Origin of the sequence: Enterobacter sp. PL1, from assembly GCF_945957325.1 — a bacterium.
Lineage (GTDB): Bacteria > Pseudomonadota > Gammaproteobacteria > Enterobacterales > Enterobacteriaceae > Enterobacter > Enterobacter roggenkampii.
Genome location: NZ_CAMFKT010000048.1, coordinates 1 through 13,532, shown reverse-complemented (window position 1 = coordinate 13,532; position 13,532 = coordinate 1). Strand labels below are relative to the sequence as shown.

The following is a 13,532-nucleotide window of genomic DNA, read 5'->3' as shown; positions in this document are numbered from 1 at the left end:
CTAAAACTTTAGCGCTTACGACGTTCAATCTAAAAAGAATATCAGATTCAAAAAAATATCGTTTACTAATTTTGTCTAAAGGCAATTTTTTTAAAGCAATAGCTGAGATTGCAGTATATCCATTGGTAGGGTCGAAAGTTTTATAATACCCAGAAGAAAATTTAGTCATAAACGACAAAATAGCATTGCCGAAAAGACGGATCTTCGGCATCGGCTTCAACCCTTCAATTTCGTGAAACCGATTACCTTTCGTATAGTCTGCTTCACCATGCTGAATGGGACGCACAAACAGCTTAATGAGGGTTGGATCCATTTGCCCATCCCCATCTACTTTAACAAAAACATCGGCGCCTTCAGTGAGACCAACTTTATAACCATGGATAACCGCACCGCCCACACCTTGGTTTTCCTGATTGAATAAAACGCGAACACGTTTATCTTTACAGTTCTCAAGGATATATTCTCCAGATTTTTCTGGGCATTTATCATCCACTGCGTAAATAAATGAGACTTCGTCCCCAATATCAGCAATAACTTTTAAGATATGTTCCTTTACTTTGTAGCAGGGAATTACGACTGCAATTTTAAAATCATTCGCCATGGTCGTCATTTTTTATAAACCCAAATTTTAGCGATTAAGAAACTAATAAAGAATAAAAAAATCTCAACGACTACTTTTGTAAGCGCCATGAGTTTTATTGATGAGGTACTTAATAAAAAATATTCAATCATATATATCAGCAGTGTACTTAGCAGCGTCATTCCTGACCAATAGACAACAAACTTTAGGAATACATATCTGTCCACTTTTTTTCTAAAAGTATATCTGCCGTTAATGTAATAACCAACGCATGCAGCCAAACCTCGAGAAAAAACATTTGCTAAAACGACACTTAGACCTACACTTGTTAAGAAGGTAAAAATTATCGTATCAAGTCCGAATTGAATTACGCCACATATAAAAAACAAAATTAACTTATTCATTTAATTACTTCTTAATAGAAACATTTTTACATGGGGTATCAATACCGGACATAAAACAACGCTGAGGAACGGAAATGACATCTGTTGCACTGAGTTCAATTACGTTGCTTTCAGGGACAAGATGAATATGTGCATAACGGTTGAATACTTTGTTCATTTCCTCTTTATTAAGATTTGGGAATTTTTTATACCAGAATGCTAACTGTGGAGTTGTGAGCACATGATTTCCTGAAGGATATCCTAAACCATTAATAATCGAACCGGACATTGCAGCCAAAGCAACTCCATATTGATTAACCTGCTGTTTATATATTTCAATTGCTGGTGTTTGATAATTTTTATGGAAAATAAATCTTGAATCCTGCAATGGATTGAAAGCAAAGAACACAGCTAATGAATATATTACAGTTATGCTTGATAGAGCCAGCATGGCATTATTCTTGAAACGAATGAGGACTAAACTAACCAACGCGCCTATCAAAAGAGCAATCAGTTCTACTTGTGCAGGTTTTATTCCACCTTTAAAAATGATAAACAATCCAGCATAAATGATTGTAAAAATTCCAATCCGGCGCGCAGTAACATTTAAAGGAATACGAATAAGCGCTATCACAGCTAGTATATTAACAACCAATCCAAGACCTAGCATCATTCGCACAGCAGGAACTTTATCAAGGAAAAGGTATTTCCCTAACGCTGCTGGGACTGGGAACATCGTCCATAACAACATAATCATAACGCACAGCGCTGGAATTAAGAATTTATCAAGCAGATTAAATGAAAGTGTTAATCGTACTTTTTTATAATTTGTATAAAACAAGATAAGAACAGGTAAAAGTGTAGCCCAAGTTGAAATTTGACAAATATTACTTATTTCTTTCCACTTCAGCAATTCGTAGTTTTTATCAAACCAAAGCGATGGAAAGAAAAGTGATTGGAACATCGCCCAGGAAATAATACTACCACCGTTCTCACTCCTAACACCGGGATAAACGGTGTTTTTCATGAGTTCAATATAGTCATGGAAGTATAAATAAACAACTACTACAGCAGCAATACCAGCGGCAATAGCCAGAATAAGCTCCCGCAACTTCACAGTACGTAGATCAACTACATTCCAAATCCATACTATAGCAACTAATAACAAAGCGTACGTAAAAGGAGGATAAAGGTTACCGATTTGCCAGCAGGCCAAGAACCAGAATAAAAGAATGGCGTAAATCGAAGAAGACTTTATATTATATAAGGAATAAAGCACCCAAGGAAAAAAAGCAAATGTTGAAGCATTTACTGTCCACCAGAACTGTACGCTTCCGGTAAAATAGAAAGCAACACTAAGCAGGAAAGCAGAAAGTTCATCTGCACCCATGATTTTAATAATTTTCTGAAAACCAATCACAAAAAAAGCAAACAATGCAAAATAATAAAGAGAAAAAGCATATGCAGGCGGCAGAATAAGATAACCCCATTGCGCCGGTTTAAAGATCAGACCCCAGTCAAAAATAGGCAAACCATAATTAATTCGCAAATCTTCTTTATAAATTGACGTATGATTAAAACGCTCAAAGCCATTATTTACTAAAGCCTGAGTAAGAGGGGTTTGTACAACCCATTCATCCGAACGGATTGCTCTAGCTTTGCCAAAATCTGGGTGTGCATCAATGCCGATCCCGTCTAAAGCCAAGCTATAAGAAGAAGGTGACCAGGCATTAGTAACGTAAATAACGCCAAATAATAAACAAATCAGCAAATACAATCGCGAATCATTTATATTTAAAGTTTTCATCAGCACACCAATAAATTTAATATTAAATTCTGGATAACAGATTACCCGTTATCCAGTTTACGTTCTAATTATCGTTTAAGAGCAAATGAACCAAAACTTAGATCTAATGAAAGATTAGGGTTGTAAGCAGGATCATTAAAGAGAATGTTACCATATAACAATTCCATTGATTTAATTTCTTGCTTGAATCGTTCAATTTTCTCTGGTGCCAGATCGCTCCCTCGAGTCGCTGATTCATGATGATACATTTCGGCAAATGGTGTCCAAAGATTATGATACCCGGCCTGATGAACACGTATACAGAAATCAACATCATTGAAGGCTACAGCAAAATCTTTTTCATTCAGCCCACCGACGTTTTCATAAATTTCTTTACGTATTACAAGACATGCAGCAGTAACCGCTATAAAATTTTGGACAAGATTAGCTCTTCCAAAGTAGCCTGGGTCGTTACGATGTATCCCCAGATGCGCATGACCGGCAATCCCCCCTAATCCTAATATGACGCCTGCATGTTGCACAGTGTCATTGGGATAAAGTAATTTAGCCCCAACAGCACCAATTTCAGGACGTACTGCTTGACTAACCATTTCGTCAAGCCAGTCAGGTGAAATAACCTCTATATCATTATTCATGAGACATAACAACTCACCCTTCGCTACTTTAACTGCCTCATTATTCAAGCGCGAAAAGTTAAAGTTACCATCATCACGAACAACACGGATATTATCCCGCTCATTTAACTCAGCAAAATAATCTAACGAAGAAGGGTCATCACTACCATTATCAACTAAAATGATCTCAAAGTTCGAATAAGTTGTTTTTTCAAATATGCTGTCTATACACTGTTTAACTAATGCTTTCGCATTTCTTGTTGGAATAATTATACTGACCAAAGGCAGTTGCTTAGGTAAGTTATATTTTACCCGCAGCATCAACATACCTTGTTTAGCCTCTTCTACCTGTGCGGCAATATTATTCCGCTCAAGATATTCTTGAACTGCACGAATACCGGCCAGGAAAGCATATGGTTTTTGTTCGCCCCCTGAGGCTGTACTACCAGGAATAATGCGCCAATGGTAAAGAATCTCTGGAATATGAACTATTTGATTTTCCGTTACGTGATCGAGGCAACGTAAAACAAGATCATAATCCTGGCTGCCTTCCAAACCAGGTCGGAAACCACCAACTTTATCAATGAGGGATTTGCTGAATACCCCTAAGTGGGAGAACATATTCTGTGACAGAAAAAGATCACGATTCCAGTCTGCCTTAAAATAGGGTTCGCAACGTACTCCATCGGCTGAAATTTTATCTTCATCTGAATAAATTAGCTGCACATCAGGTTGGTTATTAATCGCTTCAACCACTTTATAAAGCGCGTGTCGAGGCAGTAAATCATCCTGATCCATCAAAGCAACATATTCACCTGTCACTAATTCAATAGCAGAATTGCTTGCATTTGATATGTGCCCATTTTTCGAGCGGAAAGTAATTTTAATTCGAGGATCAAGTGCCGCATATTCTTTCAGCTTTAATACGGTTTCTTCCGAAGTTGAAGCATCGTCGGCAATACACAGTTCCCAGCGGCTATAAATTTGATTGCGAACTGATTCTATAGCTTCGCATAAATATTTTACAGGTGCGTTATAGCATGGCATAACAATACTTATCGTTGGCAAATGCTCAAATGAAGCTAGCCGGGAGGAAAAGGCCGTCAACTTTACGCTGTCAATATTTTCATGCTTCTCGATCCATTGTTCATATTCGTAAACCGGTACCGCATTGGATGATACAGGAACTGGATTCATTGCACGTTTGAGCTTGCTTATAAAACCGGTATAACCATACGAACGATAACGTTGATATGACCAAAGCGCTAACTGTGTATAGCCTCCTAGCTGATTCTTTTTCAAGTTAAGAACCTTGTTCAGACGTGATAGTTTATTTTTTAAATGCATATTTTTAGGTGTTCCACGCCGAGAAAGTGCCAAAGCAACACGCTTTGTAAAACGTAACGGCTTAGTTAACTTCCAACTTAAGGAATTAAACATTAATGCTTTTTCTTCCTCAATTTTTTTCAAAGATTCTGCTAATACCGTTGCAGATTTTGCCTGATGTGATAATTCATTTTGCAATCTATCTAGTTCATTGGCTTGCCAATCAAGTTGTGTTGTTAAATTATCGACATGAACCTTTGTCGCCAGAAGCTCATTTTCTTGTATAGTAATCTGCTGCTTCAGCGTGGTTACATTAACTCGATAGCTTATCGTTGAGTTTAAGGCTACATCAAGGAGTGATTGATAATTGTCTCTCCCCGTTACTTCCACAGAAAAACGTGCTTCTTCTTCAGCCCATTCAAGAAAAGCGGTAGAAGGAATGTCAGGCCAAATATGCTGCAATACCTGGGAAGCCAGATCAAAATAAGTTTTGGCAAATACTGAAGAAGATGATTCGTATGATTTAATTCGAAAGAGCGAGTGGAATACTCCACGCCAGGCAATCAGACCAAATTTGCTAGTTTTACCGTTGTCCCATTCCCTATCAAAAATAGTGTAGCCACCATTTCCGTCGTTAATAATATTAAATGGAAGTGCATCAAAATAATCGTTAGAGATTGTATTCTCAAAGGATGGAATTACATCATCACTTGGTGAAGAAATAACTTTTAGCCATTTTATAAATACATCTGTCAACTCAGACACTGTCCAATCACGCAGGTTAACAATACGAACAACTTCACGCCATAAACTTTCACCTTGATAAAAAGGTTCATTAATAGATATTTCGTCGTTTTCAATAGATAGCGATTTGCTAATTACATTTATTTGTTCATTATCATCAAGTTTAAAAACGGTTTCTTTGTTATTTTCTTGCGACCTGGCATCAGAGTAGTGCCAAGCTAAAATTCTCTGATTAAAAATTTCTGAAATATTGTTTCCAGCAACCATTAAAAAAGAGTTGCTTAATTCTGGCGCCAAAGAATTTTGCCAAACAACATGATTAAATTGTTCAAGAGAAAAATGATAATCTGCTACGCCTTGCATATCTGCAGCAACAGATTCTACAGCGAGCGATGAAAGTTGTGGGGAATATTTTGTCGTACCTATAGGTGATACAACGGTGACAGGGAGTTTATAATCAGGCAAAGGTACAAACTCTTGCGTCTGAGGGAATCCTGCACCAGTAAGTTTGTTAATCAATTCTTGTCGCGCATAGGTTCTGACAGATTTATCTTTATATGCGTCATTAACCCCCACCATTGGTACCGCGAGATGATCTTCATTTGCACCAGCAAGATATTTTGCGCCAATTTTATTCTCGATAGCGACAAATAAGCATCCGTTGTTATTTAGTCGTTCACGGCAATTCTGTAATAACGTTGTATCACCGTCAGTTCCGAGAAACATCGATGCATATTCCAGCACCCCAATAAGCATGACAGCGTCAAACTCTCCTAAATCGGGTAGCTGGTCACTAGGACAACAAATTACAGTGACATTTTCTAAGTCAGCGCATCGCTTGCTGGCAATCCGTGCACGACGAATACTACCTTCTACGGAAATTACCGTCGCACCAGCTTCGGCAAGGAAACGAGTGATTGCTCCACAGCCACAACCAATTTCCAAGACTCGTTTACCATTGAACCAACTTTTAAAGGGTTGTAAGAGATTAGAACGACGTGAAGATAAATGATATAATGAAGGCCAATCCTTAATCCATGGCTTTAGTTCGTCTGAAAAAACACTATGGTCTTGGGTCTGTTCGAGTACAGAAATAAGATAATTTTCCGCTTCATCGCCATCACTATACATGAAGGGAGCTACTTTCTCTTTCGTCCAAACTTTGATGTCATCGTTAAAGATAAACGAAGAGTCATTTAATTTCGTCGTTAAATTATTTTTCATCACAGCTTATCTTAGCCCTTAAATCAACCAGACCGATGAATTCTTCTGTCGGTTCAACAGTAATATGTATTGAATCGTAGCGCCGATCGTGCGGAATAACCTCACCATTGGCATCACAGCTTGCTATTCCAACAGAAATGAAATAATCACCTTGATAGAGTTGTTGGGGCATCAAGACATTTATATTAAGTTCTTGCCCGGCCTTTGTAATATCAGCAATGATAATACTTTGCAACTCAGTGTTAGTATTATAAATAGTTACACCATCTTTGGTTTTTACTGCAAACCCAAAGATAGGACGTACAATTTCCTGGAAAAATTTTATCCTAAATTTAAAACTAATATTTTGGTTGTTATTAAGAATTACTGGATATATTTCTTTACCCTGCGCCAGTATAAAATCTGAGATTTCGGCACATTTATCCCCCCAACGATATTCAGAAGGATTATAATTTAAGCGTTTTTCATATCCTTGGTTATCTTCCCAATTAACATTGGGAGAGTTATCTGAAAGTGAAATATTGCTATTATTTTCTACAACATTTTTTTCTGCTTGCTTGGCTTTGCTATTTTTTCCAAATAGTAGATCTAGATACTGATTCACTACCACTTTTGGTCGATCCTGTGCTAACAGCAAGCCATCATTAAGTAAAATAGCTCTATCGCAATGCGTTACAATCTGCTCTGTCGCATGTGAAACAAAAAGTATTGAAGTTCCGTTTTCTTTTAATTTTTTAAGTCGATTAAAGCATTTTGCTTGAAATTTTGCATCCCCAACGGCAAGTGCCTCATCCACAATTAATATTTCAGGATCTAGCTGTGCCTGGATAGCAAAAGCGAGACGAACCAACATCCCACTGGAGTATGAGCGAACTGCGGAGTCAATAAAATGGCCAATATCAGCGAAAGCTAAAATATCATCCAGTTTATTATCAACCTGTTCCTTGCTTAAACCTAATAGAGAGGCATTAAGATAAACGTTTTCTCGTCCTGTGAATTCATTATTAAAACCTGCACCGAGCTCTAGTAGTGCCGCTACACGACCATTAATAGTAACAGAGCCTGAAGTAGGCGTAAGTGTCCCGGCAATTATCTGTAATAGCGTTGATTTGCCAGAGCCATTTTTTCCCACTACCCCCAGGGTCTCTCCTCTTGGTAAAACAAAGTTAATATCCTGTAATGCCCAGAACTCATCATAATTTACGCGTTGGACACGTTCCGTGTGTTCTTTTTGCTTCCCGAAGAGGATTTGTTTTAATCTTTGCACAGGTTTATTGTATACCTGATAACATTTGCTAATATTTTTGACTTCAATCGCATAATTATCAGATGACATCTGCGAATCCTTTTCTTGTTTTCTGGAACCAGATATAACTTAACCATAGGCAAACTATTGATGCTACAGTATAAATAGCTAAACCTTTAAAGTCTGGCGTCCCTCCCCAAATAATTACCTTCCGTGATTCCTCAATAATAAAAGTTAGTGGGTTAATCATTACAATATGTTGGAACACCGGTGGTAAAGCAGACAACGGATAAAACACAGGAGCAAGGAACAGCAATAACGTAGTGATAATGCCAATAATTTGCCCTATATCGCGAAGATAAACACCAAGTGCTGATAAGAACCATGAAGCAGCAACAGTAAAGATAATCATAGGAAGGAAAATAAGTGGTGCCAGTAATACAGTCCAATGTGGTATACCGTTAAAGATCGTAAAAGCCAAAATCAATACGGCGAAACTAATGAAAGTATGAAAAAGTACAGACAATAAAGTTACGACCGGCAATATTTCTAATGGAAAGATTACTTTTTTAACGTAATTTGCATGTTGTAAAATTAGACCAGGCGCACGCATTAAATTCTCAGCCAGAAAGCCATGAATGATCATTCCAACAAATAGTATTAATGCGAATTGGGTCTTAGGTTCATCTGCCGCACCATGTCCCCATCGAGCCTTAAAAACAACAGAAAATACAAATGTATAGACTGTTAGCATAAATATAGGATTTATCAGAGACCAGAATATACCAATAAATGATCCTTTATAACGACTTACAATATCCCTTTTACTCATCTCAAAAATAACATTTTTGTTTCTGTAAAGACAACTTATTAATGACCATAGTGAAGAACTATGATTTTCATGTTGCAGCACTATTATACCTCATAGTAATTTTGCTGAAGAATCAAATCTTCTTGAAAAGAACCGCTATTAAGAATGCAATTGTACCGAAAGAAGTTTGTCTATATAGTTTAATTTTACTGAATTTTATTATGCGAGTAATGAGATGTGATGATCTGGCTTCAATGAAATTTTCTAATACCCAACGACTTTCTTTTGATAATTGCAACGGCATTGCATTTAACGCATTTAAATTGCATTGTATCCAGTCACGAAAATGGCCATCGAATAATCCATTGATTCTTCGCAAGCGTGCACGCCATCCAAGATTAGAGCCTATTATATTATTAGTATGTTGACGATATTTTATTGTTGGTACTTCATCATAAACAATAATACCATTGCAGCCCGAAATTAAAATATAAACCCACCAATCGTGCGAAACAATCTTAAAATCCTGAGGAGTTAAGTTTATAATATTACGTGCAGCCTGATTAAATAACATCGTATTACCGCCAGCTATACTTTGTATCAGCGCATTACGGAAAGAAGGCTTTTTACAAAATAATGGGGAGTATCCGATGCATTCATCTTTTTCATTAACAAGCATTGTCCTGCCGCAATGTAATGCTGGGACCTTTGTATTGTCTATTTCTAAAGAGCTTATTTTTCCTAAACTCCGTTCCAGCTTATCACTTAGCCATTCATCATCTTGATCGCTGAAAGCATAATAATCATACGCCCCACCACATTTCTGTAGTAGCGTGAGAAAATTCCAGGCAAATCCCTTGCCTGGCCCTTTAATGATATGCAATTTGTTCTTTCCCAGACGAGCCTGATATTCCTTAAGAATATCGAGAGTGTCATCAGTAGAACCATCATCTGAAGCAAAAATTTCCCAAGATGTATACGTTTGAGAAATAATCGAATCAAGTTGCTTACGAAGGAATTTGCTGCCATTAAACGTACATATTAAGACGGCAATATTGTTATCGGATATCATACAGTTAGAGATACAACTCTGCTTTAGATAAAGGCAAACCCTGCTCATCTTTTGCAGAGAGAATTATAGCTTCGACTGTTGGCCACTCAATTGCAATATCTGGATCGTTCCAGATAATACTACGCTCTGATTGTGGGGCATAAAAATTTGTCGCTTTATAAAGAAACTGTGCAGTCTCACTAAGTGTCAGAAAACCATGTGCAAAACCTTCTGGAATCCATAATTGATGCTTATTCTCAGCACTTAAAACTGCTCCAACCCATTTGCCAAATGTAGCTGAGTTTTTACGGATATCGACAGCGACATCAAATACGGCACCTTCAACACAACGAACCAACTTTCCCTGAGAATGGGGAGTCAACTGGTAATGTAGTCCACGAAGCACTCCTCTCTGGGATTGCGAGTGGTTATCCTGAACAAATTCTACTTTTCGACCTACTATCTCTTCGAAAATTTTCTGATTAAAACTTTCAAAGAAAAATCCACGTGCATCACCAAATACTTTTGGTTCAAAAATAAACACATCTGGAATTGCTGTATTAATTACATTCATTGTCACATCTCTACATTACTTACCGAGTATTTCAGTAACGACACGTTTAACACCAACTTTCCAGTCTGGTAATTGTACCTCAAATGCAGTCTGGAATTTCTTATTTGACAAACGCGAATTGTGAGGTCTTTTTGCTGGCGTTGGATAAGCGGATGTATCAACACCTATTACTTCTTTTATTGAAAGTGTTTCACCCAACTCTTTAGCTATGGAGAAAACATATTGCGCATAATCAAACCAGGTCGTTTCACCGCTGGCGACCAAATGATAAGTTCCAAAGAGTTTTTGATTGTGCACTGCCGTGCGAATTGCAATTGCTGTAGCGTCAGCAAGAAGTTCGGCTCCTGTCGGAGCACCAAATTGATCGTTAATAATAGATAATTTTTCTTTCTCTTTTGCTAAACGCAGCATGGTCTTAGCGAAATTCGCACCACGCGTTGCATAAACCCAGCTAGTTCGAAAAATAAAATGGCGTGCATTATGTTTAGCTACCGCGAGTTCCCCAGCAAGCTTAGTTTCGCCATAAACATTTAACGGACCAGTCTGTTCATCTTCGTTACGATAATGCGTACCTTCGCCATTGAATACGTAATCAGTAGAGTAGTGAATCAGTAACGCCCCTAGTTTTGCTGACTCTTTAGCAATTACTTCTACACTATCTGCATTCAATAAACGAGATAGTTCTTGTTCTGTCTCTGCTTTATCTACAGCAGTATGTGCCGCTGCATTGACGATTACATCCGGTTTTACTGTTTGAATAGTTTGTGCAATTCCTTGGGGATTTGATAAGTCTCCGCATAGCGTGTTATCAAAATAATCAACTGCAACCACATCCCCTAATGTCACAAGAGATCGTTGCAATTCCCAACCAACTTGGCCATTTTTGCCAATTAATAAGATTTTCATTTTATCTCGTCAGCGCCTTAAACTTATTTTTTCTCGCCGATCAGCATTTGCAGATAGCGCCCATAATCGGTTTTAGCTAACATTTTAGCTTGGGCAGTTACCTGCTCTACATTCAACCATCCCTTGCGGAACGCAATCTCTTCCAGGCAGGCAACCTTCATACCCTGACGCTTTTCAATGGTATGAATAAACTGCGAGGCTTCCACCAGGCTGTCATGAGTACCGGTATCCAGCCAGGCAAATCCGCGCCCTAATAGCTCAACCTGCAGATTCCCCTGCTCAAGATACATCTGGTTAAGCGTGGTAATTTCAAGCTCGCCGCGTGCTGATGGTTTTACCTGTTTTGCCATCTCTACGACATGCTTATCATAGAAATAGAGCCCGGTGACCGCCCAGTTTGATTTGGGTTTTAACGGTTTCTCTTCGATAGACAGCGCTTTATAGTTCTCATCAAATTCCACGACGCCAAAGCGTTCTGGATCCTGCACCTGATAACCAAAGACCATCGCTCCGCTGGTCATTTGCGATGCCGCTTCCAGTTTCTTACCGAAGCTCTGACCGAAATAGATGTTATCTCCCAGCACCAGGGCACAAGGCTCATTGTTGATGAACTCTTCACCAATGATGAATGCCTGTGCCAAACCATCCGGAGAGGGCTGTACTGCGTAAGATAAGCTAATGCCAAACTGCGAGCCATCACCCAGCAAACGTTTGAACGCGGGCATATCCTCGGGAGTGGTAATCACCAAAATCTCACGGATGCCAGCCAGCATCAGCACAGAAATTGGGTAGAAAATCATTGGCTTATCATAAACAGGAAGCAACTGTTTAGATACACCTTGCGTAATCGGATAGAGACGGGTTCCGGAACCACCAGCAAGTACAATACCTTTCATCATAATTTCCTTTTTATTCTGCCAGTCCCAGACGTTCGCCCGCATAGGAGCCATCCATTACACGCTTCCACCAGCTTTCGTTTTTCAAATACCACTCAACCGTTTTGCGGATACCTGACTCAAAGGTTTCCTGAGGCACCCATCCCAGATCGTTTTTAATTTTGCTGGCATCAATGGCGTAGCGCAGGTCGTGTCCCGGACGGTCGGTTACATAGGTAATCAGATCGGCGTAGTGGGTAATGCCTGCCGGTTTATCGGCAATGATTTCGTCCAGAATGGCGCAGATTGTTTTCACGACGTCGATGTTTTTACGCTCGTTATGACCACCGATGTTATAGGTTTCGCCAATCGTTCCTTCAGTCACCACTTTGTAAAGCGCGCGAGCATGATCTTCCACGAACAACCAGTCGCGAATTTGCTCGCCATTGCCATACACCGGAAGTGGTTTACCTGCCAGAGCGTTAAGGATAATGAGCGGGATTAGTTTTTCCGGGAAATGATACGGGCCATAGTTATTTGAGCAGTTGGTCACGAGCGTCGGCAGGCCGTAGGTTCGACGCCACGCACGCACTAAATGATCGCTGGATGCTTTAGAAGAGGAGTAGGGGCTGCTTGGGGAATATGGCGTAGTCTCGGTGAAAAGCGGCAGATCGCTACCGGCCGGCAGTTCATCGGGATGCGGCAGATCGCCGTACACTTCATCCGTAGAAATATGATGGAAACGAAACGCCGACTTGCGCGCGTCTTCCAGTTGCGACCAGTACTGACGCGCCGCTTCGAGCAGCACATAGGTGCCGATAATGTTGGTTTCGATAAAGGCCGCAGGCCCCGTGATGGAACGGTCAACATGGCTTTCAGCTGCAAGATGCATTACCGCATCCGGCTGATGTTGCGCGAAAATGCGCGCCATGGCGCTACCGTCACAGATGTCTGCTCGCTCAAAGGCATAACGGGGATTATTTTCGATTTCTGCCAGCGATTCCAGATTACCTGCGTAGGTTAGTTTATCAACGTTAACCACTGAATCGTTGGTGTTATTAATAATATGACGTACAACAGCAGATCCAATAAAACCTGCACCACCAGTGACGAGTATTTTCACAAGACTATTCCGTATTGCTTCGCAATGTTAAATTTCAAACTTCACTTCTGAGGAGTCAGCAAAGGCATGCTGAATTCTGAACACGCTACCGCCCCTGGCTCTCCAGCTACCAGTGTACTGAAAACAATAACAATGTTAACTGTTCCAAGTGTGAGAACAGAGGCCTGATTTTACCGAGGTAGGCACAAAATGCTAATCCGCTATTCTCCCCTTAAACAGTCATGAAAATGAATCGCCACGGGTTTAACAGACACCTCAGAGTCATTTA

At 39.5% G+C, this 13,532-nt stretch carries 11 protein-coding genes; all 11 read right to left on the bottom strand.

Annotated elements, in window-relative coordinates; translation table 11 throughout:
* The coding region (locus tag N6P30_RS23510) for a glycosyltransferase family 2 protein (RefSeq protein ID WP_260629986.1) at positions 1-610 on the bottom strand (610 nt) is incomplete at its 3' end.
* Complete coding sequence (locus N6P30_RS23505) at positions 607-984, bottom strand: GtrA family protein (RefSeq protein ID WP_058673560.1); 378 nt, start codon at positions 982-984, stop codon at positions 607-609. The genes N6P30_RS23510 and N6P30_RS23505, both read right to left, overlap by 4 nt.
* Before the next feature lie 4 nt (positions 985-988).
* Positions 989-2,770, bottom strand: coding sequence for a hypothetical protein (locus N6P30_RS23500; protein ID WP_032663237.1), 1,782 nt, complete (start codon positions 2,768-2,770; stop codon positions 989-991).
* A 68-nt stretch (positions 2,771-2,838) separates the two neighbouring features.
* Positions 2,839-6,678, bottom strand: coding sequence for a glycosyltransferase (locus N6P30_RS23495; RefSeq protein ID WP_077264744.1), 3,840 nt, complete (start codon positions 6,676-6,678; stop codon positions 2,839-2,841).
* Positions 6,668-8,014, bottom strand: a complete 1,347-nt coding sequence (locus N6P30_RS23490) for an ABC transporter ATP-binding protein (RefSeq protein WP_032663236.1) — start codon at positions 8,012-8,014, stop codon at positions 6,668-6,670. Before N6P30_RS23490 ends, N6P30_RS23495 begins: the two co-directional genes overlap by 11 nt.
* On the bottom strand, positions 8,004-8,837 hold the full coding sequence (locus N6P30_RS23485) for an ABC transporter permease (protein WP_048223985.1): 834 nt from the start codon (positions 8,835-8,837) through the stop codon (positions 8,004-8,006). The genes N6P30_RS23490 and N6P30_RS23485 overlap by 11 nt, the downstream gene beginning before the upstream one ends.
* A 31-nt stretch (positions 8,838-8,868) precedes the next feature.
* Entirely contained in the window at positions 8,869-9,807 is a 939-nt protein-coding gene (locus tag N6P30_RS23480; RefSeq protein ID WP_032663235.1) for a glycosyltransferase family 2 protein, read from the bottom strand.
* 4 nt (positions 9,808-9,811) lie between these two features.
* On the bottom strand, positions 9,812-10,360 hold the full coding sequence (gene rfbC / locus N6P30_RS23475; protein WP_048223992.1) for a dTDP-4-dehydrorhamnose 3,5-epimerase: 549 nt from the start codon (positions 10,358-10,360) through the stop codon (positions 9,812-9,814).
* A 15-nt stretch (positions 10,361-10,375) separates the two neighbouring features.
* A complete protein-coding gene (rfbD, locus tag N6P30_RS23470; protein WP_032663233.1) occupies positions 10,376-11,266 on the bottom strand; it encodes a dTDP-4-dehydrorhamnose reductase in 891 nt (296 codons plus the stop codon).
* Between the two features lie 23 nt (positions 11,267-11,289).
* On the bottom strand, positions 11,290-12,162 hold the full coding sequence (rfbA, locus tag N6P30_RS23465; RefSeq protein WP_032664078.1) for a glucose-1-phosphate thymidylyltransferase RfbA: 873 nt from the start codon (positions 12,160-12,162) through the stop codon (positions 11,290-11,292).
* 13 nt (positions 12,163-12,175) lie between these two features.
* The gene (rfbB, locus tag N6P30_RS23460) at positions 12,176-13,264 is read right to left on the bottom strand and encodes a dTDP-glucose 4,6-dehydratase (protein WP_032663232.1); all 1,089 of its coding nucleotides are present in this window, start codon (positions 13,262-13,264) and stop codon (positions 12,176-12,178) included.
* Positions 13,265-13,532: the final 268 nt, after the last annotated feature.